Here is a 24137-nt window from a genome sequence, read left to right as displayed (position 1 = left end):
GATGCTCGGTAAGCTGACGGTTCTTGTCAGTTTTCGAGTTATTCAAGTATGTCTACCCTATCCGCCAATAAAAACATTCCAGTGTTAACGCCAGATCAACAAGGCGTTTTTCTTGAGCTTGTCAAAAATAACGTTCCCTCCTGGCTGTTGTCCGCCTCGGCTGAGTTACGACGTGAGCTCCACGAAAGTCTGATTGCCAGTCATCGCTCAAAAACCGCAGCCGGCAGCCTCCTGGAAAGCCTCAAGTCTCCGCATGCGTTCTGTGCGCCGTTATTGGCCAAGGCGATGTCCGACAAGCTGGGCACGCCGATTGACGTGGCGGGCGTTATATTTCAGCACGTGCGTTCGACCTCGAGTCTGCTGGGGCTGCGAAAGAAACTGGTGCTGCCGATCGATCGGGATCTGTTGACCGCTGCCTGTGAGAATTTCGAGTCAAGCGAAATGCTTGAGGGGAACTATCACGACAGTTCATTGATTTATATCCCTGAAAAAGTGACAGGCAAAAAAAACCGGATACTGTCGATCAAACCCCATGAATTTGCCACGCTGTGCCGCTCACTGGACTTGGGGAAACAGTACCAAACCCATCTTCAATCGTTGTTTGAACCCAAATCAAAAGTGAACGAGCTGCGGGACAAATGCATTAGTCATTCGCAGAATTGCTTTGAAGTAGACAGGCATCTGGCGCTGATGAAAAAACATGTCAGCGTCGAAGTTCACCAGATGTTGAAGGCGGTCAGAAACAACGAGCAATCCATCAGGCTAGGCGCCAATACGCTGGGCTACCAAGCCTTGAAAATGTTCGACGTGACACTCACGGGGGCGATGTTCATCGGCCCGGTCAGTGAGCATGACGATGATGATTACCGTTGTGTGGTCTATCTGCCGGGCGACCCACTTCATCCGTTGAAGGAGTATTCGTCCTTCACCGACTTTGAAGTGGAGTTGAGTGCGCGATTGAAAGTCGCCGCGTTTCGCCAGTTCTTCATGCGCTACATCCAACTGGGCGAGCGCTCCGCTTTCCTGAATGCGTTGAACACTAAATTGTTGTCGCCCCATGCTTCATCACTGCCTCCGAATACTGTCTACGTCTCGTTGTCCGGTGTCGACATACAAGGCGATTTGTTTCAGGAGATGTTCCGTCAGTATTCGAGCCGGGTCATGACGGATGCTCGGCTTCTGGTCGTTCCCACGGATGATGAAGACGAAAAATCCCGGCTCGCACGGTTGGAAATCTGGAAGGCTGCCGGTCTCGATTTCCTGCTGATTGCAGCGTCCTTTCTACCTGTTGTGGGTGAGGTCCTGCTGGTAGTGACCGGTGCGCAACTGCTGGCGCTGGTTTATGAAGGTATCGACAGCTGGTCCAGAGGCGAAGAGGAACAGGCCATGGATTACCTGTTCGATACGGTGGAAAACCTGATCCTGATGGCGGCTTTTGCGGCGGGTACGGCCGCCGCTGGCAGCGCCTTTAAAACCATCAGGACATCGACGTTCATCGAGCGCCTGCAGACCGTCAACCTGGCGGATTCCCAGACCCGCCTGTGGAAACCTGATCTGGCGGCCTATCATCAGAACCGGCCGTTGCCCTCCGGGCTTGCGACTGATGATCGGGGGCTGCGCTGGGTAGACGGTCAAGCTTACTTGGCCATCAGCACAAAACTTTACGCTGTGCAGCCCAAGCCTGAAACCGATCTGTGGGAAGTCCTTCCTCCCAATGGTGCCGTCGGCAGGTACTCACCAGTGCTCGAAACGAATGGCCGCGGCGCCTGGCGCCATGACACGGAACTGCCACAAGAGTGGGATCGGCTCACGCTGTTTCGCCGTTTTGGTTATACCGCCGATGACGTTTCCGATGTCGCCGCCACGCAGATTCTGGCAGTCAGCGGGATCGACGACAGCGTTCTGCGTCAGGCCCACATTGACCGACGCAGCCCGCCGGCATTGCTGATAGATTCGGTTCGGCGCTTTCGCGCGGATGCCGCGGTCACCCGGTTTATCGAGCAGATACAGACGCCATCATCGGCCTCCCTGGCGGATCACGATCTGCAGTTGCATCTGCTGACGACCTCCAGGAACTGGCCGGCCGATACCGCCGTCAGTGTCGTCAATGCGGCGGATGAACAGGTGCGCTTTTATGGGCTGTCCACCGTAGAGGCTGCCAAGACAGTCAAGCTCCGCCAGGAGTCGCTGAGTAATGGACGCTTCTATACTTCGTTGCTGTCAGCGCTTGGCAGCCCGCTACGCGAGAAACTGGTGGGGCTGGTCATCAATAACCAGGTGGTCGAAGTCAGTGAATTGATGAGAGTCCTTGGTGAGGAGGCGCAGCGTAAAAGACTGGCGCTATTCACACGGATTTATCAGCGCATCGAGACGCCAGGCAATACTCGCGTGGCTGTTTTGCTCGGGGAATTCACCGGGTTGCCGGCCAGCGTGGCCGAGGAGTTAGAACGCAATGCTTTGTCCGCAGAGTGGGGCGAACTGGATGCGGCACGGGTGCCTTTACGCCTGGCTGAGGAGGCGCGTCGCTACTTGCAGGTAATACGTGTCGCCAGAGCCTACGAAGGTTTGTACCTGAACGGAGCCGAGAGCATCGATTCTGACCGTTTGGTGCTCCATACCCTTGAGCATTTGCCTGGCTGGAGCAGCAACTTGCGGGTTCAGATACTGGAGTGGGCGAGCGGGCAGGAAGAGGCGGCCAGTATCGGAGCGGAGTCAGCATCGGAGAAGCTGGTCATCAACGCTCATGCTGACCGATACAGTGTCTTCGACGGCAAAGACGGGCCAACTACCTCATTCTTCAACCGAACCCGCGAACACTATTTTCAGGCACTCTGGCACGGGCTTTCGACATCGCGCAGAACGGCGCTGGGTGTGCAAGCCGACGACGCCGGGGCGGCGTTGCGACAGAAGATCACGCAGCTCGCCTTGCAGCGCCGCGCTGCCATTACGCAGTTGATTGGTGCCGCGGGTCGGCCGGGTTACCGCTCGCCGATGGGGTTGGCCGACAGGTCGACCGCTGGACATTCAGCGAACCCCTCGGGCAGTACGGCCATCGTCAGCAGCTCCGACGTGTTGATGCGCCGGGCGCAAGAGCTTTATCCGATGCATTCCCCCGCGCAAATCCACAGACTACTGACGACCCTCGGTACGAACGAGATTCTGGTGCTGAAGAAGCTGGAGTCGCTCAGGCTTGAATTCGTCACTATCAGGAAGGCATTGGCACGCTGGGTGGATCAGTCGACCTGGCATCAGGCGCCCGATGGTCCGAGGCTGAAGGTCTCGAAGCTCAGCAAGGTTCGCGCGGCGCAGGCCATCATTCGCAGTTGGCGTAAGGATTCCGGCATTGTTCAGACAAGCGAAGGGCTGTACAGCGCGCTGACATTTGCCCCGCAGCCATTGGGTGAACTGCCCGTGATCACCGGCGATTTCAGCCACATCGGCAGTCTGGTGATGGAGGGCGTGGGGGCCAGTGCCGGCTTGAACACTTTCCTGCATAACTTCAGCAACCTGCAAAGCCTGTCCTTGGGCGGTAACCACCTGACCCGACTGCCGCTGGCCGTGACAAGCATGCCCAGGCTGATGCATCTGGATCTGAACGACAACCGGATTCAACTGACGGCGGACTCGGTCAGCCAGTTGGCTGGCATGACCCGTTTGCGGACGCTGAACCTCGCCTACAACCCGAACCTTTCGCGAGTGCCGGACGTCAGCAAACTGCGGCACCTGCAACAGCTGAACCTGAGGGGGAGCGGAATCGACCAGTGGCCACCGGGCGCCTCCGATCTGCCCGAGCTGCGCGTCCTCGACGTGCGTGACAACCAAATAGAACGTCTTCCAGAGGCGTTCTTCAAGGACGCTTTGGCGTTAAACCGGGAAACCAGCCTTCATGGAAACCCGTTATCACCCGAGACCTTTAAACAGATCATTGCGTATCAGCAAAAGAACGGGGTCAGTTTTGGGGTCATTGCCTCGGATTACCGTCGGCAGGTCTCGCCGACTGTGGCCCAAGAGACTCAAAGCGCGCTATGGCTGGCCGGGGCAACCCTTGCCGAATCCGTGCCCAGAAGCGCGTTGTGGGATTCATTGCTGGCCTGTCCAGGCTCCAGGGATTTTTTCAACGTGCTCTCGCGCCTGCACAACACGGCGGATTTCAAGCGGCTGTACCCGCAATTCAGCCAGCGGGTGTGGAACGTTCTGGAAGCGGCCAGTGAAGATGACCGTTTACGACGCTCGCTTTTTAGTGCCGCCCGCACCGGACGGATCAGCGCCGATGGTTACTCGGCGCTGTTCAGTGAAATGGAAGTGCAGGTGTTGTGTTTCAGGGCCATGGCAGCGGCCACCACGGGGTTGGCGACACTGGAGGGGCAATTCATCAATCTGCTCCGGGGCTTGTTCCGGTTGCAAGAGGTCGAGGGATTGGCGCTGGCGGATATCAACACCCGCAGCGGTTCTCAACCGAAGCTTTACGATCATGCACTGGAGATCAGTCTGGCGTATCGCGTGGGGCTGGCCGAACGATTGGACTTGCCGGCGCAGCCACGGGAGATGGCGCCCCGATTGAATGTCGAGGTGACGGCGGCAACGCTGGACAAGGCCTGTCAGGCTATCTTGAAAACCGAGCGCACCAGCGCCTTGCAAGACTGGATCGTCCATCTAGGGTTTTGGGTTGAGTATCTGGAAGCGGCCCATCGTGACCGTTTCACGGCTATCACGGACCGGACGGCACAAGGCTTTGCGCAACTCGAAGGCCAGGTCGAACTGTCGCGGGAGACCGCCTCCGAGCGCATGAATGCCATCCTTGATAACTTTAAAAACGAGCGTCGGGAATTGATCAGGCAACTGACGTCCCAGGCTCTGGGCCGCAATCCCGCGCCCGAAGTGCCCGGTACCAGCTCCAGCGGGGCCGAACAATGAACAGCCACGCAGGCAATCAAGGCGCTGCACCAATCTTTCCAGAAATGCGCGAGGAGCTGAGGTTCGTCGTGGATGGCGCGCTGCCACAGACGCCCGCCCGGTTTGGCGAACACATGATCAAGGAAAAATGGGGCCAGGACATAGACCCGACGACTGCGCAGTTGGTGACGCTCGATTACGACTTCAAGGGGCGCCCGGAACAGAACGGCGTTCATCTGGGGCGGGTGGCGAATTCCATGTCCTTGGTGCAGGCATTGCTGTCCAATTATCAGACCGTGGGTGACGGGCGCTTCGGGGAAACAGCGTTCGGGTTTTACACGCCACCGGACGTTGGGCCGTCCATCCGCGTTGTGGAACACATCGATGATTTGACCAAGCCTGGCAACGACTATCACTACACCTACGAAGGCATTTATCGCCGAACCGTTCCGCAACTCTACGGGCCCGCCACCCAAGTCGCGGTGAGGCCCGCCGACCTCAAGAAGTGGGTCTGGGAGCTGGATCTCCAAGGGCGGTATCAGCGCTATCTTGATCAGGCCTGGCCATCGGATGAAGTGATCGTCTCATCCAGGCCGCATGCCCTGAAAACGTCGGCCAAAGCTGCCTTTGTCATGGCTGCTTTCTTGCAACGGCATGAGAACAGCCTGACCTCAAAGGACCTTGAACTCGCCATGCAAGTGGCAGGGCTGCCGGCTGATCAGACTTGGCCAACGCTAAAGATCGAACAGTTGCAGGCGCCGACCCAGGTGCCAACAAAGCTGAGGATTGGACGCCTGAAGCTTTATCGCTACAGCTCGAAGGATATCTGGGGCTGGCGTGACCCCGACGGCAGGATGGGGTTGTACATCCCCGGCAACTCTTCGCCACTTCACCTGTTCAGCGACTCCCGGAAATTGCATGAATGGGTGGTGGAGCAGGGCAGAAGTGATGCGACGAAACAGGCCCTGGCCGCCCACTTTGCCGAGGATGATCGCAAGGATGGCTCCTTCCAGGCTGGTGTACTGACAGCGCTGGACGGCATGGCGGTTTACCCGAAGGAACACTGGCTGACCAAAGAGGCGGGTTTCTTCAACGACGACGGTTTTTGGGAGCCTGCCCGATACATCGGTTTCGATGACTCGCCATCAGGCACCGATCCGTTTGCCCGGCTGGTGCTGACCATGAAGGAGGCCTCGCTGGCCAGTGTCAAAACCATTCGAGACGACGCGCAGGTCAACCGGGATAACTTGAGTGCTGTCGTCGAACCGGTGGTGCTGTGGATCAACCGTTTCGGTCCTCTGGCGCTGTTCGTGCCCGGTGGCGAAGGATTGTTGGCGCTGGCAGGCATCATCGACGCCGGGTACGGCCTTGATCAGGCCATCAACGGTGAAACTTCGAGCGATCGAGCTGCGGGCGTGACGCGCACGGTATTTGGCTTGCTTAATGCGCTACCGCTGGCAGGCGCAGGGGCGGTGCTCAAGGATGACACTGCGCAGGCGGGCGCCATTGCCGAGCGGGTCCGCGAACCCGGCATCGATCCGGCGCCGGAGGGGGGCAGACCGACACCGGGTCAGGTCGTTGGCCCTGAAACGTCATCGGCACTCGCACTGCCGAATCGTGTGCAACTGATCCGCGGAATCGGCCTGTCGGTGGCGTCTTTCAGTGATGAAGTACTGGCGCAGATCGGCAAGGTCAGTGCAGTCGATGACGACATGCTGCGCCTGATGCAGAGCGGACGCCCACCGACGCCCTTGCTGGCCGATACCATCAGCCGCTTCCGGATCGATCAGGAACTGGGGCAAGCGGCAGTGCCCCAAAGCAAGCGAGCCGAGCTGTTCGCCACCCGGTACGAAGCGCTTCAGCGCTCGGAACATGAGTGGGTCCGGTTGCTCCAGCGGCAATACCCGGGCCTGCCCAGGAGCGCCATTGAGCAAATGCTCGACCGCTATGGCGTGGACATTCAGGGGCCTGTCGACGCTGCCCGGGTCCGGCAGGTGTTCAAGCACTTGAATAGCAAGGCCCGGCAGTACCAGCAGCATGTGCGGCTCAATCGATCGTATGAGGGGTTGTACCTGCGCTCGATGGTGAATCCGGAGTCGGACACACTGGCCCTGCACTCGCTCAAAAATCTGCCCGCATGGCCCAAAAGCTTTCGAATCGAAGTCCTCGACAGCTTTCCCGCAGGACGAGTTGTGGACCGAAGCGGTGCGTTTGACTCCACCGTGTCCCGACAACTGATCAAGGTGGGGGATCATTATCAGCACCCTGATGGGCAGACGGATTTCTACGAGGCAATCCTTGGCCTCTTGTCCGAAGAAGAGCGTTCGGCGTTGGACCTTGCATCGCTTGATCCGGCCCGCGAGTTGCGGTTGAAAATCAGCGATCGCGCATTGTCCCGATCGGAGTTGAGGCTCGGGCTGGGAAGGATTGATTCCGGTCTGCCCTTCGAGACGCAAGGACTGCGAGGTGGTGGCTTTCCCGGTACACCGCAGGCCGAAGCGCTGACGCACGCAATGATGAGGTTGCAGCTCAAGGAGATTTATCCGGATTTCTCGGATGCTGAAGCCGATGAACTGCTACAGCGTGCAGGTGGCAACGCTCAGGGACACATCGATTTGCTCAAGCAGCAGTTTCAGCAGCTCAATACCGACCTGAGTGGCTGGGTCGATCAGGTGGCGGAAGATATCGAGGACATGGATATCCCGTTTCTGATCGAAACCGATGACGAGGCAGAGGGGTTGGACGATGAGCAGATCAACGAACATAACGCCGGGTTGGCCGAAAACGTCTTGGATTACGAGCGGGAAACCAGGACTGAACTGGCGACCGACCTGACTGCTATTTGGCAAAAGCGTGCGTTGTCAGACTTGCGCGTCTATTCAGGCGGACAGTTTGTGGGGTTCAAACTCGACATGGGGTTTGAGGACTATCACCGATTGCCGGTCATGAACGTGCGGTTCAATGAGGTCGTCGAGTTGTCGATGCCAAACTTCCATGTGGCTGAGCGTGAAACCTTGAATGGGTTTCTCGAATGTTTTCCGAACCTGCGAACCTTGAATCTGGAGCATGCCGAACTGACTCGGTTCGATGCCGATGGTGAGGCTCAGGTCGTTTTGCCTCCGGCTATTTTCAGTCTGACCGATCTCACGTCGCTGAATCTCAAGGCCACCGGTCTGAAGTTCACCCAGGAGACGGCAGCGCAACTGAGCGGGTTGCAGAGGCTTCACACGCTGGACCTGAGTGAAAACCCTTTAGGTGTGCCGCCAATGTTGCTCGGGATGAATGACTTGCGACAGTTGAACCTGAGCAATACCCAAATTACCCGCTGCCCGATCGGTATCAAGGATGAGCCCTGCATGACTTTGCTGAATTTGCGTGATAACCGGATCACCCGCGTTCCACCGGCCGTATTCGATCAGGCCGTCGCCGAGGATAGCGTGCAACTGTGGGGGAACCCGCTGACAGACGAGGACACGCTGCAACGAGTTGTCAGTCACCGTGAACGAACGGGGATAAATCTCTGGTTGAACCAGCCGGGTTCAGACTATGGCAAACCGATTGTCTGGCTACGAGACGTTGACGAAGAGGTTCGGGCGGCCAGACAAAACCTTTGGGAGCGACTGATAGCCAAGCCGTCCGGTACCCGGGTTTTAGGCGTCATGGACAGGTTGAGTCTGACGGCAGACTTCCAGGTCAGTTATTTGTCGCTTCAGGCGCGGGTCTGGCGACTCTTGCAGGAGGCGGATGCATCGGACGAATTATGGAGCCGATTGAGCCACGGTAGCGGCCGGTTTGAAAATCCGCTGGCGGCTTTCGAGGCATTGGAGGAGCGCGCCGGGTTTTAAGTGGACCGGCTGTCGATGGTGTGATGACAGGAAGGGGACCTTGAACCCCGCGCAGGGGTTCAAGGTTTGACGATCAGCGGCGACGGAACAGCGGCAGCGGTTCGTCGGTGGCGGCCTGATAGGTCACCGAGAAGTCCTTGAGACCTTCCAGGGCTTCGTGCGGGTCTTTATCGGCGCGAATGGCGAACGCATCGAAACCGCAGCGATGCATATAAAACAGTTGGTCGCGCAACACATCGCCGATTGCCCGCAATTCGCCTTTGAAACCATAACGGTCACGCAGCAGGCGGGCGTTGGAGTAGTTGCGGCCATCAGTGAAGGCCGGGAAATTCAAGGCGATGACCTGGAAGTTCGCCACGTCCTCACCGATTTCCTCGGCTTCTTCGTCGGCATCCAGCCAAACACCCAAGCCGCCATCGCGGGCCTTGAGCATGCGGCTGTGTTCGCGCCACAGCTGCAACGGGACGATCAGGTCGTCGCAGTTGCTGATCTCGTCGATGTTGAAGTCCTTGGGCAGCAAGTGCCAGGTTTCGTCGACGACCTTGTTGTTCTTAATGATTCGCTGCATAGACGCGCTCCTTGAAGAGGTCGATGCCAATACGCTGATAGGTGTCGATGAAGCGCTCGTCTTCGGTACGTTGTTCGATGTACACGTCGATCAGCTTTTCGATCACGTCAGGCATGGCTTCCTGGGCAAAGGACGGGCCGAGGATTTTACCCAGGCTGGCATCGCGGCTGGCGCTGCCCCCCAGGGACACCTGGTAGAACTCTTCGCCTTTCTTGTCCACCCCGAGAATGCCGATGTGGCCGACGTGGTGGTGACCGCAGGCGTTCATGCAACCGGAGATGTTCAGGTCCAGTTCGCCAATGTCGAACAGGTAGTCCAGATCCTCGAAACGGCGCTGGATCGATTCAGCGATCGGGATCGATTTGGCGTTGGCCAGGGAGCAGAAGTCACCGCCCGGGCAGCAGATGATGTCGGTCAGCAGACCGACGTTCGGCGTGGCGAAACCTTGCTCGCGCAATTCGCCCCACAGGGTGAACAACTGGCTCTGTTCAACGTCGGCCAGAATGATGTTCTGCTCATGGGAGGTGCGCAGTTGGCCGAAGCTGTAACGATCGGCCAGGTCGGCCACGGCGTCGAGCTGCTTGTCGGTGATGTCACCCGGCGCAACGCCGGTCGGCTTCAGGGACAGGGTCACGGCGACATAGCCCGGCTTTTTGTGGGCCAGGGTATTGCGGGTGCGCCAGCGCGCAAAGCCCGGGTGCTGCTTGTCGAGCTCGGCGAATTCGGCCGTCTGGTTCTCCAGGGCCTTGTAGTCCGGGTCGACGAAGTGTTTGGCGACGCGATGTACTTCGGCGTCGGTCAGGGTGGTCTGGCCACCGCGAAGGTGCTCCATTTCCGCGTCGACTTTTTGCGCGAAGACTTCCGGCGTCAGGGCTTTGACCAGGATTTTGATCCGTGCCTTGTACTTGTTATCGCGACGACCGTAGCGGTTGTAGACCCGCAGGATGGCGTCGAGGTAGCTCAACAGGTCCTGCCACGGCAGGAACTCATTGATGAACGCACCGACCACCGGGGTACGGCCCAGGCCACCACCGACCAGCACACGGAAACCCAGTTCGCCAGCGGCGTTGTGCACCGGCTCAAGGCCGATGTCGTGGACTTCGATGGCGGCACGGTCGGACGTCGAACCGTTGATGGCGATCTTGAATTTACGTGGCAGGTAGGCGAATTCCGGGTGGAATGTCGTCCACTGGCGGACGATCTCGCACCATGGGCGTGGATCGATCAGCTCGTCGGCAGCGACACCGGCGAACTGGTCGGTGGTGACGTTGCGCAGGCAGTTGCCGCTGGTCTGGATCGCGTGCATCTGCACGGTGGCAAGTTCTGCCAAGATGTCCGGGATGTCTTCCAGCGCCGGCCAGTTGAACTGCACGTTCTGCCGGGTACTGATGTGGGCATAGCCCTTGTCATAGTCGCGGGCAATCTTGGCCATCATTCGCGTCTGGCGCGAAGTGAGTTGGCCATAAGGCACCGCGACCCGCAACATCGGCGCGAAGCGCTGGATATAAAGGCCATTTTGCAGGCGCAGGGGGCGGAATTCTTCTTCGCTCAGCTCGCCTGCCAGATAGCGTCGGGTCTGATCACGGAACTGCTTGACGCGGTCCTCGATGATCCGCTGATCGTACTCGTCGTATACGTACATATAAGTCCTGTTCTCAGGCTTGGGCCGGTCGGTTCCAGTTGCGTTTTTCGCCTGGAAGTCTCCGATACTGCCTCGGCAATTCTGCGCGCACGGCCGCGCACTCCCTACGGAGCCGGGGAAAGATACCAGTTTGCAGTTATGCGCAAAAGTGATGTTTGAGTATATGTAAAGAACCAAAACGACTAACGAGAATCGTTATTGCTAAACCCGCATTTGTGGTGTGGGCAATCATCGTCTTAACTGTGGTCGAGTCTTTATGCAATCACCGATAAAACCGACAAGAGGCGATGCAATGAGCAACCCTACCAAAGCTTCAAAGCCTGACAGTACGGTCGATGCTTGGGCCATTCTGTTTCTGATCATTCTGGTCGTGGGCACAACGGTATTCTGGGTCAGCCATCAATAACCGACCCCGTCCGGGCCCGGTTCCGACTATTGTCGGACAAAAACCGGAATAAACGCCGTTTTACGGGCGTTCGCTGGCTATAATGCGCGGCGAATTTCCGGGGGCTCGGACGATCAATGTTGAAGTTCTTCTGTGGTGTTTTGCTGACGCTGGTTACGGTCCTGGGACCGTGCGCGCAAGCGGCGTCGGTGTTGTTCCTGAATCCGGGAACCACTCGCGAAGCATTCTGGGTCAGCTACTCGCAGTTCATGCAGGCCGCAGCCACGGACCTGGGCATGGATTTGCGCATTCTGTATGCCGAGCGCAAGGCCGAATCTACCCTCTTGCAAGCGCGTGAAGCCCTGCAGGGACCCGACCGGCCGGACTATCTGGTTTTCGCCAACGAGGAGTACATCGCTCCCGAAATCCTGCGCCTGGCCCAAGGCAGTGGCGTGAAGCTGTTCATCGTCAACAACGCCCTGACCCCGGACCAGATCCGCCTGCTCGGCTCGCAGCCTGACAAGTATCCCGATTGGGTGGGTAGCCTGGTGCCCAACGATGAGGAGGGTGGGTATCTGATGCTCAAGGAAATGATCCGGCTGCACGGTCCGGTCGCCCCGGGGCAGGTCATTGAGCTGCTGGCCTTTTCCGGCCTGAAGATCACGCCCGCTGCGCAGTTGCGCGAGAGGGGCATGATGCGGGCCCTCGCCGAACATCCTGAAGTGCGATTGCGGCAGCTGGTGTACGGCGGCTGGACGCGTCAACGCGCCTACGAACAGGCCCGGTTGTTGTTCAAGCGCTATCCGCGGGCGTCGCTGATCTGGACGGCCAACGATGAAATGGCCTTTGGCGCCATGCAAGCGTACGCCGAGAATGGCGGCAAGCCTGGCAAGGACGCGTTGTTCGGCACCATCAACAATTCACCCAGTGCATTGCAGGCGCTGCTGGACGGCCGGCTGAGCGTGGTGCTGGGCGGGCACTTCAGTCTTGGTGGTTGGGCCATGGTGCAGTTGCATGACTACGACCAGGGCGTGGACGTCAGCCAGTACGGCGGTCGTGACCGGCAGATTCCGATATTTCAATTGATCGATCGGGAACAGGCCAGACGACTGCTGACCCTGGGCGCCCGGCAGGATTACGGTGTCGATTTTCACAAGCTCTCGGCAAAGGGACGACCGACGTCGTATCGCTACCCGTTCAGCCTGCAAACCCTGATGCATTGAACCCGGTCTAGATTCCCGCCAGGTGCAGCACCAGTTTCACGATGCCGAACAGCATCAGGGCAAACACCGCCGTGAACAGAATCCCCAGAATCACGAAATGACTGGGCTTGCCGTGAGTGAAGTCCCGGGCCCGGTTCTTTCCGCTCTGCACCCCGAACGCCGCCGCCATGACACTGTGCAGCATCTGCCAGAAAGTGGGTGGCTTGTTGTCGACTGGATCGTTCATAAACCCCTCGTCACGAATGTGTGAGCCGTAAGCATAGACAATCCACGGCATGCACAAACCAAATGTGGGAGCGCGCCTGCTCACGATAGCGTACTGACAGTCGACATCAAGGTTGACTGAACGGTACTCATCGCGAGCAGGCTCGCTCCCACAGGGGTGGGCTGTTGGCCACAGAACTGTGGCCAAGAGGGCAGCTTAGTTGTCGTAGCCGAGGTTCGGCGCCAGCCACCGCTCGGTCACGCTCAACTCCTGACCTTTGCGCGACGTGTAGCTCTGCACCTGGTCCTTGTCGATCTTGCCCACGGCAAAGTACTGCGCCTGCGGGTGAGCGAAGTACCAGCCGCTGACGGCCGCTGCCGGGAACATCGCGTAGTGCTCGGTGAGGAACACGCCGCTGCGGCCCGCTTTCATTTCGCTCGCTTCAGGGTCGAGCAACGCAAACAACGTGCTTTTCTCGGTGTGATCGGGGCACGCCGGGTAGCCCGGAGCAGGGCGGATGCCGGTGTATTGCTCTTTGATCAACGCCTCGTTGTCGAGCGTCTCGTCCTTGGCATATCCCCAGTAGTCTTTACGTACCTGCTGGTGCAGCCACTCGGCGCAGGCCTCGGCCAGACGGTCGGCCAGGGCCTTGACCATGATCGAGTTGTAGTCGTCGCCGGCATCCTGATAAGCCTTGGCCACTTCTTCGGCACCGATGCCTGCGGTGGTGATGAAACCGCCCACGTAGTCGGTGATTTCGCTGTCCTTGGGTGCCACAAAGTCGGCCAGGGAGAAGTTCGGCTTGCCATCGGTCTTGATGATTTGCTGACGCAGGTGATGCAGCTTGGCCAGTGGCTTGCCGTCATCGCCGTAGACTTCGATGTCATCTTCGCGCACCTGGTTGGCCGGCCAGAAACCGAACACTGCACGGGCGCTGATGAGTTTTTCGTCGATCAGCTTGGCGAGCATTTCCTGGGCATCGGCGTACAGCGCGGTGGCGGCTTCACCCACCACTTCGTCTTCAAGGATGCGCGGGAACTTGCCGGCCAGGTCCCAGGAAATGAAGAACGGCGTCCAGTCGATGTATTCGGCCAGGACTTTCAGGTCGATGTTGTCCAACACTTTGGCGCCGGTGAAGGTCGGTTTGACAGGCGTGTAAGTGCTCCAGTCGAACTGCGGCTTCTTGGCGATCGCAGCCGGGTAACTCAGGCGCTCGGTGCGGGCGCTGCGGTTGGCGGTGCGCTCGCGGACCTCGATGTATTCCAGGCGGGTTTTCTCGACGAACGCCGGCTTCAATTCCTTGGACAACAACTGGGTCGCCACGCCCACGGCGCGGGAGGCGTCGGTGACGTAGATGACCGCGTCGTTGCTGTACTTCGGCTCGATCTTCACCGCCGTGTGCGCCTTGGAGGTGGTCGCGCCACCGATCATCAGCGGCAGGTGGAAGTCCTGACGCTGCATCTCGCGAGCGACGTGAACCATTTCATCGAGCGAAGGCGTGATCAAGCCGGACAGGCCGATGATGTCGCACTTCTGCTCCTTGGCCACCTGCAGGATTTTTTCCGCCGGCACCATCACGCCGAGATCGACGATGTCGTAGCCGTTACAGCCCAGCACCACGCCAACGATGTTCTTGCCGATGTCGTGCACGTCGCCTTTTACGGTCGCCATCAGGATCTTGCCCTTGGCTTGCGGTTTGTCGCCTTTTTCCAGTTCGATGAACGGGATCAAGTGGGCCACGGCCTGCTTCATCACACGGGCGGATTTCACCACTTGCGGCAGGAACATTTTACCGGCGCCGAACAGGTCGCCGACGATGTTCATGCCGGACATCAGCGGGCCTTCGATCACTTCTATCGGGCGGGTGAAGGATTGACGCGACTCTTCGGTATCTTCAACGATGTGGGTGGTGATGCCTTTGACCAGCGCATGCTCCAGCCGCTTGTTGACGTCCCAGTTGCGCCACTCTTCGGTCTCGGCTTCCTTGACGCTGCCGTCGCCCTTGTACTTGTCGGCAATGGCGAGGAGGGCGTCGGTGCCTTCCGGGGTGCGGTTGAGGATCACGTCTTCCACGGCATCGCGCAGTTCGGCCGGGATCTGGTCGTAGATCTCCAATTGGCCGGCATTGACGATACCCATGGTCAGGCCGTTGCGGATCGCATACAGCAGGAACACCGAGTGAATCGCCTCGCGCACCGGGTTGTTGCCACGGAACGAGAACGACACGTTGGACACGCCGCCGGAGGTCAGGGCGTACGGCAGTTCGTCGCGGATGTAGGCACAGGCGTTGATGAAGTCGACAGCGTAGTTGTTGTGTTCTTCGATGCCGGTGGCCACGGCGAAGATGTTCGGGTCGAAGATGATGTCTTCCGGCGGGAAGCCGACTTCGTTGACCAGAATGTCGTAGGAGCGTTTGCAGATTTCTTTCTTGCGCGCTTCGGTGTCGGCCTGGCCGGCTTCGTCGAAGGCCATCACGACGACGGCAGCGCCATAGCGTTTGCACAGTTTGGCGTGATGAATGAACTGCTCGACGCCTTCCTTCATGCTGATGGAGTTGACGATGCCCTTGCCCTGGATGCACTTCAGGCCGGCTTCGATCACTTCCCACTTGGAGGAGTCGATCATGATCGGTACACGGGAGATGTCCGGTTCACCGGCAATCAGATTGAGGAAGGTCACCATGGCCTTCTTCGAATCGAGCATCCCTTCGTCCATGTTGATGTCGATCACCTGGGCGCCGGCCTCGACCTGCTGCAGGGCGACTTCCAGGGCTTCGGTGTAGTTGTCTTCGCGAATCAGACGGGCGAACTTGGCGGAACCGGTGATGTTGGTCCGCTCGCCGACGTTGACGAACAACGAGCTGCGATCGATGGTGAACGGTTCCAGGCCCGAGAGGCGGCAGGCCTTGGGAATGTCCGGAATCTCTCGCGGCGCATAACCGGCCACGGCCTTGGCGATGGCTTCGATGTGGCCCGGCGTGGTGCCGCAGCAGCCGCCGACGATGTTGAGGAAGCCGCTTTGGGCGAATTCTTCGATGACCTTGGCGGTTTCCGATGGCAGTTCGTCGTACTCACCGAATTCGTTCGGCAGACCGGCGTTCGGGTGGGCGGAAACGTGAGTGCCGGCCTTGTTCGACAGCTCCTCCAGGTACGGGCGCAATTCGCTGGCGCCGAGGGCGCAGTTCAGGCCGACCGAGATCGGCTTGGCGTGGGCCACGGAGTTCCAGAACGCTTCGGTGGTCTGGCCCGACAGGGTACGGCCGGAGGCATCGGTGATGGTGCCGGAAATCATGATCGGCAGTTCGACGCCCAGTTCTTCGAAAACCCCTTGCACGGCGAAGATTGCGGCTTTGGCGTTCAGGGTGTCGAAAATGGTTTCGATCAGGATCAGGTCAGCGCCGCCTTCGATCAGGCCTTTGGTGGCCTCGGTGTAGTTTTCCACCAGTTCATCGAAGGTCACGTTACGGTAGCCGGGGTTATTCACGTCCGGCGACAACGAGCAGGTGCGGCTGGTCGGGCCCAGGACGCCGGCGACGAAGCGCGGCTTGTCCGGGTTCTCGAGGGTTTTCGCGTCGGCGATCTTGCGCGCCAGGCGAGCGCCTTCTACGTTCAGTTCGTAGGCCAGTTCTTCCATGCCGTAATCGGCCATGGAAATCCGGGTGGCGTTGAAGGTGTTGGTTTCCAGAATGTCAGCGCCGGCATCCAGGTAGGCTTTTTCGATGCCACCGATCACGTCCGGGCGCGTCAGCACCAACAGGTCGTTGTTGCCCTTGACATCACTCGGCCAGTCGGCGAAGCGTTTGCCGCGATAATCCTGCTCTTCGAGCTTGTAGCTCTGGATCATCGTGCCCATGCCGCCATCAAGAATCAGGATGCGCTCTTTGAGGGCGTGCTTGAGAGCTTGAAGGCGAATACTGCGATCGGACATTTGGACTACTCGGAAAGACCATGACGAAGGGCCGGGATCATAGCAAACCTGTGCGCTTTTAGAGCATGTCCGGTTTTTGCATGAATATCGCTCATGTTGGCCGGGGTGCCGGACCGGTAGAATCGCCGCGTTTTTTCATGATTGGGACCAAGTACATGTCTTATCGCGTCATCAGCATTGTTTTGCTGCTTTTAAGCTGGGGCGCTGCCGCGCAGGATCCGGCCATTTCTTCTTCCATTTCCTACAGCCGCGACATTCAACCGATCTTCACCGAAAAGTGCGTGGCCTGCCATGCCTGCTATGACGCCGCCTGTCAGCTCAATCTGGGCAGTGGCGAAGGCGCGGCGCGCGGTGCGACCAAGTCCCCGGTCTACGACGGCGAACGCAGTCAAGCCGCGGCGCCGACCCGGCTGTTTTACGACGCCTTCGGCAAACGAGCCTGGCAGCAAAAGGATTTCTATTCGGTGCTCGACGCCCAGGGCAGTCAGGCCGCGTTGATGGCGCGGATGCTGGAGCTGGGCCATAAAACGCCGCTGCAACCCAACGCCAAATTACCGGAAGAGATTGTGCTGGGCCTGAATCGGGAAAACATGTGCGCCATGCCGTCGGAGTTCGGTGGTTACGCCAGCGCTCATCCGAAGGAAGGCATGCCGCTGGCGGTCACCGGCCTGACCGATCAGCAATACCAGACACTGCAACGCTGGCTGGCCTCGGGCGCACCGATTGATGAGCAAGGTCTGGTGCCTTCCGCGAAGGAAGCCTTGCAGGTGGTGCAGTGGGAAAACCTGCTCAACGCGCCGGGCGCCCGGCAAAGCCTGGTGGGGCGCTGGCTGTTCGAACACTGGTTCCTCGCCCATATCTACTTCAAGGATGGCGAACCGGGGCACTTCTTTCAGTGGGTGCGTTCGCGCACGCCGACCGGCCAGCCCATCGACCTGATCAACACCCGTCGCCCGAATGACGACCCGGGTACTCAGGTGTATTACCGTCTGTGGCCGGTGCAAGGCGTGATTGTGCAGAAGACCCACCTCACGTACCCGCTGAGCGCGGCGAAAATGGCGCGGATCAAAACCCTCTTTTATAACGGCAACTGGCAGGTCGACGCCTTGCCGGGCTATGGACCGGAACGCCGGGCCAATCCGTTCACCACGTTCGAGGCGATCCCGGCGCAGGCGCGCTACCAGTTCATGCTCGACAACGCCGAATACTTCGTGCGCACCTTCATTCGCGGGCCGGTGTGTCGCGGCCAGATCGCCACGGACGTGATCCGCGATAACTTCTGGGCGCTGTTCCAGGCCCCTGAGCACGACCTCTACATCATCGATCCGAACTACCGTGGCCAGGCCACGCCATTGCTGGCGATGCCGGGGCAGAACGACGATGTCGGCAGTGTCCTGAGCCTGTGGCATGACTATCGCGACAAGCGTAACGAGTACGAGGCGCTACGCCGTGATAGTTACGCCGATACGCCGGCGCCAAGCTGGTCGACCTTGTGGGCCGGTAACGACAATGCGTTGCTGACCATCTTCAGGCATTTCGATAGCGCTTCGGTGAACAAGGGCCTGATCGGCGACGTACCGCAAACGATGTGGCTGTTCGACTTCCCGCTGCTGGAGCGCACCTACTATCAACTGGCGGTCAACTTCGACGTGTTCGGCAACGTCTCCCATCAGGCGCAAACGCGCCTGTATTTCGACCTGATCCGCAACGGCGCCGAGCAGAACTTCCTGCGCCTGATGCCCGCCGATTCCCGGGACGGTTACCTCGACGACTGGTACCAGAACGGTGGCAAGTTCAAGATGTGGCTGGACTATGAGGCCATCGACAACGACAAACCGACGGCACTGAAACTCGACGAGAAAGACCCCAAGCGCGACTTCGCCATGCAGTTGCTCGCCCGTTACGGCGACCTCAATGCGAAGCCCGACCCGATCAATCGTTGCGATGGGGCTTATTGCTCGCGGCCCAATATCGATCCGGCGTTGCAGAGTGCCGAACAGGCCCTAAGCCGTCTGGCATCGCGCCCGGCGGCCGGGCTGAAGGTCATTGATCAGTTGCCGGAGGCGACGATGCTGCGCATCGAAACCGCGGGCGGCAAGCGCGAGGTCTACAGCCTGCTGCGCAATCGCGCTCACAGCAACGTGGCGTTCCTGCTCGGCGAGTCGCTGCGTTATCAGCCGGGGCTGGACACGATCACCATTTTCCCGGGTGTGCTCAGCAGCTATCCTAACTTCATGTTCAACATTCCGGCCGAGCAAGTGCCGGCGTTCGTGGGCGCCATGGAAAACGCCAGGGACGCTAACCGTTTCGAGAAAATCGTCGAGCGCTGGGGCGTTCGCCTCAGTCATCCGCAGTTCTGGTTTTACTTCCATGACTTGAGCCGGTATGTCCACGAGACCGACCCGGAGGAAGAGGGCGTGCTGGACATGAACCGGTACGAGAATCTTTGATCGACTTTTGATGCATGCCCGGTGTCCCAATCCATAGACACCACTGACCTCCTGTGGGAGCGAGCCTGCTCGCGAAAGCGGTCTGACAGTCGACATCGATGTTGAATGTGATGGCCCCCTTCGCGAGCAGGCTCGCTCCCACAGGGATTTGTGGTGGTTTGCAGGATTGCGATCGGGAGGGGCATCGATGTTGATTTCCGTACAGGCACTGCGCGCGCTCGCGGCCTGGACCGTGGTTTGCCACCATTTCATGCAGATTTTTTTCGACTTCCAGGCTCGTGGCCCGGTGGGGCAGATGTTCATCGACAAGGGCGCGGTGGGCGTCGATATCTTCTTCGTCATCAGCGGTCTGGTGATTTTCCTGTCCACTGAGGGCAAGTCACTGCCGCCGGGTCGTTTTCTGCTGTATCGGCTGTTCCGTATCGTTCCGGCGTATTGGTTCTATACGGTGCTGATGGCGTTGGTGGTGGTCTTCGCGCAACCCGTATTGCCGGATCAGACGGTCGACTGGTCGCATTTCCTGCGGTCACTGTTGTTTATTCCTACTGAAAACCCCGGTGGTTACGGGATCTATCCGACGCTCAATGTCGGCTGGACCCTCAACTACGAAATGCTGTTCTACGTGCTGTTTGCCTGGGCGCTGCTGTTTCGTTTGCAGCTTCGGCTGCTGATCGTCGCGGCACTGTTGTTCGCCGTGTGCCAGGCGTGGACCGGCTATGGCTGGGTCAGCGAGTTCTACCGTTCGGACATCGTCTATGAGTTTCTGCTGGGGATCGCGATCGGCATGATCTACCGTCGTGGCTGGATCAAACCCGGTTTGTGGCTGCCATTGCTGGGCGTTGGCGGCGCGTTGCTGGCGATTTATCTCCTGGCGCCTGAACCACGATTTTTGGCCTGGGGCGTTCCGAGCGCAGTGTTGGTGGTGGCCTGCATGGCGCTGGAGCGGTTCTTCGAGAACAGCCGGCTGTTCAAGCTGCTCGGCGATTGTTCCTACTCGGTTTACCTGATGCATGTGTTGGTGCTATCCGCCGGTGGCTTTGTCGCTCAGCGTTATGGCATCAATTCCTACGTGATGTTCGCCGTTTGTGTCGCGACAATCGGTCTGGCGTCGTGGGCAAGTTACGAATGGGTGGAAAAATGCAGCTATCGGTGGCTTAAAGCCTGGATTGACGGCGAACCGTCTGATCATGCCGAGCTGGCGCTTTCCCGACAAAAATACTAGGACTTTGTACGGCGCGATGATTGGCGTAAACTGCGCCCAAGCCTGCGAGGAGTTTCCATGACCGCTATTACCATCACCGACGCCGCCCATGATTATCTGGCTGATCTGCTCTCCAAGCAGAACACCCCGGGCATCGGCATCCGCGTCTTTATCACCCAGCCTGGCACTCAGTACGCCGAAACCTGCATTGCCTACTGCAAGCCGGGCGAAGAAAAACCTGAAGACACGGCGCTGGGGCTGAAAAGCTTCACCGCTTACATCGATTCGTTCAGCGAAGCTTTCCTGGACGATGCGGTAGTCGACTACGCCACCGACCGCATGGGCGGCCAGCTGACCATCAAGGCGCCAAACGCCAAAGTGCCGATGGTCAATGCCGACAGCCCGGTCAACGAGCGCATCAACTACTACCTGCAAACCGAGATCAACCCGGGGCTGGCCAGCCACGGCGGTCAGGTCAGCCTGATCGATGTGGTCGAGGACGGCATCGCCGTTCTGAAATTCGGCGGCGGTTGCCAGGGCTGCGGCCAGGCAGACGTCACCCTGCGCGAAGGCATCGAGCGTACCTTGCTCGAGCGCATTCCCGAGCTCAAGGGTGTTCGTGACGTCACCGACCACACGCAGAAAGAAAACGCCTACTACTAAGGTGTTCGCTGCGACATGAAAAAACGGCGCCCCGTGAGCGCCGTTTTTTTATGGGTGATCGGTTGAAGCCTAAAAGATCGCAGCCTTCGGCAGCTCCTACGGGTGTATGCAATTCCCCTGTAGGAGCTGCCGAAGGCTGCGATCTTTTGATCTTATGGGCGATACAAATGCGCATGCCCAGCGCGGTACAGTGATGACTCACTGAAGTGATCGCTACCCAGCACCCGGCCCACCAGAATCAACGCCGTACGCCGAAACCCCTTGGCTTCTACCTTCCCGGCAATATCCGCCAGCGTCCCTACGACCCAATCCTGATCCGGCCAGGTCGCCCGGTGAATCACTGCGATCGGACAATCCGCGCCGTAATGCGGCAGCAATTCGACCAGGATTTTCTCCAGATGATTGACCCCCAAGTGAATCGCCATGGTTGCCCCATGCTGCGCCAGACTCCCCAACTCTTCGCCGGCCGGCATCGCGGTCTTGTCGGCGTAGCGAGTCAGAATCACGCTCTGCGACACGTCCGGCAAGGTCAGTTCCGCCCCCAGAAGCGCCGCGCAGGCGGCCGTGGCGGTCACACCGGGAATGATTTCAAACGCAATGCCGAGTTCACGCAGATAACGAATCTGCTCGCCAATGGCGCCATACAGGCTCGGATCGCCGGAATGCACCCGAGCGACATCCTGGCCGTTGGCATCGGCGGTCTTGATCAGCTCGATGATCTGTTCCAGGTGCAGTTCGGCGCTGTTGACCACCTGTTCGGCCTGATGGCCCTCCAGCACGGCGGCGGGCACCAACGATCCGGCATAGATGATCACCGGGCAGCTGCGAATCAGTCGTTGGCCTTTGACGGTGATCAGTTCCGGGTCGCCGGGACCTGCGCCAATGAAGTAGACGGTCATCGTCGTTTCCTGTCAGAAAAAAGGGGGCAGGGCAGGCTTCAGATGAAGAATGCTCATGATCGAAGGCGGGGATTATCGGGGATTTTACGCAGCACAGGCCAATGCCAAGGTTGCCTGGGCATATTTTTGTCGTGGAATCAGCAGTTTTGCCGGGGCCTGGGCCAGTTGCTCAGCAAGGGCCAGCGCGGCACTTTCCGCTACGCCGTAGCAGCCGGTGCGTTCGAACGCGATGTCCGAATGATGGCTGAGTTGCGGTTGATAGCCAGCCAATTGTTCACTGCTAAAGTACATCAGCGGCAGCGCGAGTTGTTCGGCGAGCTCGATCAAGCCAGGTTCATCGCGTTTCAGTTCGATGCTGGCCAGCGCCTTGATCTGGTGCAGTTCGATTTGATGAGCCTGTAACGCCTGATCGAGCAACGCCCGCAGCGTGCTGACGGGGCAGCCGCGTTGGCAGCCCAGGCCGACCACCAGGGTCGGCGCTGCGCTGACATCAGTCATGCGTGGTATTGGCCATCGCTTTTGCGGCGGAACAACCAGGCACTGATCAGGCCCAAGGCCAGCCAGAACGCCACGTTGGTCAGCTGCGAAGCGATTTTGAACTGCGATTCCAGCACTTCCGGAGCGAGCATCGAATGGACTTCCGGTTGCGGCGCGCCGATCACATGGGGAACGGCCAGGATCGCCACGCCGAGGATTTTCATCAGCCAGTGGCGGCTGAACACGATCAGGGCGATACCGACAGCGGTGGAGGCGGCTGTACCGATCCACCAGATCTGCCGTTGCGCCAGATCGGCAGCGACAGTGCCCGGCAGCTCAGGTGGCAGGCCCAGCGTCGGCGCCAGTACGAACGTCGCATAACCGGCCAAGCCCCAGAGCAGGCCCTGAGAGGTTTTAGTCGGTGCGCGCAAGGTGTAGAGACCAGCGAGCATCAGGGCGAAACCCACGGCAACCACCAGATTACCCCCGGTGGTCGACAGCACGCGCTGCCAGCCGTCTTCCGGCTCCCAGGCTTCGGCATCGTGGGTGTGAGCGGCGACGGCACCTGCGGCGTGTTCGTGGATTTCAACAGCGGCCGGCTCGGATTTTTCGTAGGTCTCGGCTTGTAAAATCAGTGGCGAGACCCAGAAACTTTGCAGCAGCGTCAGCAACAGGGCGGCCAGCAGCCCGGTGAAACCTGCGGTTTGCGCAATACGCTTGATCATGTCGGCAGGTCTCAATGGCACGGGAATGCGGCGCTGTGACGGGTATCGTGAGCGGCGTTGTGCACCGCTTCGATGTGCGAGAAACCGGCGAAATACACAAGGCACGCGCCCAGGATCGACGCACACACGGCGGCGGTCAGGCGTTGAGTTTGGGTCGTGGTGCTGCTGGCGGTGCTCTTATCGGTGTTGCTGGGGCCGGTACTGCTGATGATCGACATGGCGCTTCCCTCTGGTCTGTCAGCGGGTGAATAGAGCGCATGGAGGACCCCTGCGAATCGCGCACGCAGAGGCTCAAACAGCGCCCGCCCACCGCGGGTTTGTTATTCAGTGAACGTAACGGTCACTGTGTGTTGCGGGCCGGTCTCCGGGCTCACGAGGGGCTTGGGCTGACGCCGAAACCTGCAAGAATCACCTTCCCATGCCGAACTGCTGGCACAGTGGATTTGATCCTTCGCTCGCTTACCGTTGCGGGGGCAGCACCGGACTGACATGGCTTTGAGTAAAGCACATGATTCACCGGTTTCCCGTTTCACCCTGTGAAGGGCACCCGTAACAAGGCGTGTAGGAGAGCATGGCCGGGGGCTGGGCGTCAATTGGCATGGGTTCTCAACTCGGCACTGAAGTGACTTCATCGCGAGCAGGCTCGCTCCCACATTCGATTGCGGCCAACTGTGGGAGCGAGCCTGCTCGCGAAGGGGCCGGTGACGACGCTACAAGACATTGACCCGCCCCCAAGCGATGCGTAGCCTTGCGCTTTCGAGGTTCTTCGGCGTTTGCCGAAGCTAAGAAGGGAACGCGGTCGATGCCGCGGCTGCCCCCGCAACTGTGAACGGTGATGTTCGCTGCCACGCCACTGCAAGCCCTATCGATCGGGCACGCGGGAAGGCGCAGCCAACGCCAGTCCAACGACTGGCAAGCCGTCAGCCAGGAGACCTGCCTCGACACAGATTCTCACTACAACCGGGCGGGGTGATCCGGTGGCGAACTCTCCCGCGCGCGCATCCGTCGCAGCGATTGTCGTCCCGTATGCCCGC

14 protein-coding genes and 2 riboswitches are annotated in these 24137 nt (G+C 59.3%); of the genes, 6 read left to right on the top strand and 8 right to left on the bottom strand.

Annotated features, from left to right (window positions below):
* The first annotated feature begins 48 nt into the window (after window positions 1-48).
* Together ACYZUD_RS09710 and ACYZUD_RS09705 are read left to right on the top strand one after the other, a co-directional pair.
* Window positions 49-4914, top strand: a complete 4866-nt coding sequence (locus tag ACYZUD_RS09710) for an NEL-type E3 ubiquitin ligase domain-containing protein (protein ID WP_462023804.1) — start codon at window positions 49-51, stop codon at window positions 4912-4914.
* A complete protein-coding gene (locus ACYZUD_RS09705) occupies window positions 4911-8738 on the top strand; it encodes a dermonecrotic toxin domain-containing protein (RefSeq protein ID WP_462023803.1) in 3828 nt (1275 codons plus the stop codon). Before ACYZUD_RS09710 ends, ACYZUD_RS09705 begins: the two co-directional genes overlap by 4 nt.
* Window positions 8739-8811: 73 nt before the next feature.
* Here the strand turns inward: ACYZUD_RS09705 and ACYZUD_RS09700 are convergent, their stop codons facing one another.
* Both ACYZUD_RS09700 and ACYZUD_RS09695 read right to left on the bottom strand, forming a co-directional pair.
* On the bottom strand, window positions 8812-9306 hold the full coding sequence (locus ACYZUD_RS09700; protein WP_462023802.1) for a DUF934 domain-containing protein: 495 nt from the start codon (window positions 9304-9306) through the stop codon (window positions 8812-8814).
* Complete coding sequence (locus tag ACYZUD_RS09695; RefSeq protein WP_462023801.1) at window positions 9290-10948, bottom strand: nitrite/sulfite reductase; 1659 nt, start codon at window positions 10946-10948, stop codon at window positions 9290-9292. The genes ACYZUD_RS09700 and ACYZUD_RS09695 overlap by 17 nt, the downstream gene beginning before the upstream one ends.
* A 522-nt stretch (window positions 10949-11470) precedes the next feature.
* Here ACYZUD_RS09695 and ACYZUD_RS09690 point away from each other — a divergent pair.
* Window positions 11471-12556: an ABC transporter substrate-binding protein gene (locus ACYZUD_RS09690; protein WP_462023800.1), complete on the top strand. Its 1086-nt coding sequence runs from the start codon at window positions 11471-11473 to the stop codon at window positions 12554-12556.
* Between the two features lie 7 nt (window positions 12557-12563).
* On the opposite strand, the gene ACYZUD_RS09685 is transcribed toward ACYZUD_RS09690, so the two are convergent.
* Entirely contained in the window at window positions 12564-12782 is a 219-nt protein-coding gene (locus ACYZUD_RS09685; protein WP_462023799.1) for a DUF2970 domain-containing protein, read from the bottom strand.
* A gap of 195 nt (window positions 12783-12977) precedes the next feature.
* Window positions 12978-16688 carry a methionine synthase gene (gene metH / locus ACYZUD_RS09680; protein ID WP_462023798.1) on the bottom strand — a complete coding sequence of 1237 codons (3711 nt, stop codon included), beginning with the start codon at window positions 16686-16688 and terminating at the stop codon, window positions 12978-12980.
* A 155-nt stretch (window positions 16689-16843) separates the two neighbouring features.
* On the opposite strand from metH, the gene ACYZUD_RS09675 reads away from it, so the two are divergent.
* From ACYZUD_RS09675 to nfuA, 3 genes are all read left to right on the top strand, one after another.
* Window positions 16844-19138, top strand: a complete 2295-nt coding sequence (locus ACYZUD_RS09675) for a fatty acid cis/trans isomerase (protein WP_462023797.1) — start codon at window positions 16844-16846, stop codon at window positions 19136-19138.
* 187 nt (window positions 19139-19325) lie between these two features.
* Window positions 19326-20360, top strand: coding sequence for an acyltransferase family protein (locus ACYZUD_RS09670; protein ID WP_462023796.1), 1035 nt, complete (start codon window positions 19326-19328; stop codon window positions 20358-20360).
* A gap of 57 nt (window positions 20361-20417) precedes the next feature.
* Window positions 20418-21002, top strand: coding sequence for a Fe-S biogenesis protein NfuA (gene nfuA / locus ACYZUD_RS09665; protein ID WP_007898222.1), 585 nt, complete (start codon window positions 20418-20420; stop codon window positions 21000-21002).
* 152 nt (window positions 21003-21154) lie between these two features.
* Here nfuA and cobM read toward each other — a convergent pair whose 3' ends face one another.
* The 4 genes from cobM to ACYZUD_RS09645 form a co-directional block, all read right to left on the bottom strand.
* Complete coding sequence (cobM, locus tag ACYZUD_RS09660) at window positions 21155-21901, bottom strand: precorrin-4 C(11)-methyltransferase (protein ID WP_462023795.1); 747 nt, start codon at window positions 21899-21901, stop codon at window positions 21155-21157.
* An 84-nt stretch (window positions 21902-21985) separates the two neighbouring features.
* Window positions 21986-22399, bottom strand: a complete 414-nt coding sequence (locus tag ACYZUD_RS09655; protein WP_462023794.1) for a cobalamin biosynthesis protein — start codon at window positions 22397-22399, stop codon at window positions 21986-21988.
* Window positions 22396-23103: a CbtA family protein gene (locus ACYZUD_RS09650; protein WP_462023793.1), complete on the bottom strand. Its 708-nt coding sequence runs from the start codon at window positions 23101-23103 to the stop codon at window positions 22396-22398. The genes ACYZUD_RS09655 and ACYZUD_RS09650 overlap by 4 nt, the downstream gene beginning before the upstream one ends.
* 11 nt (window positions 23104-23114) lie before the next feature.
* A complete protein-coding gene (locus ACYZUD_RS09645) occupies window positions 23115-23321 on the bottom strand; it encodes a CbtB domain-containing protein (protein WP_462023792.1) in 207 nt (68 codons plus the stop codon).
* 120 nt (window positions 23322-23441) lie between these two features.
* A riboswitch (cobalamin riboswitch) is annotated at window positions 23442-23669 on the bottom strand.
* 176 nt (window positions 23670-23845) lie between these two features.
* Window positions 23846-24058: riboswitch (cobalamin riboswitch) on the top strand.
* Window positions 24059-24137 lie beyond the last annotated feature (79 nt).

This window comes from Pseudomonas sp. XS1P51 (genome assembly GCF_054897845.1).
This window is presented reverse-complemented; position numbering and strand designations above follow the sequence as displayed.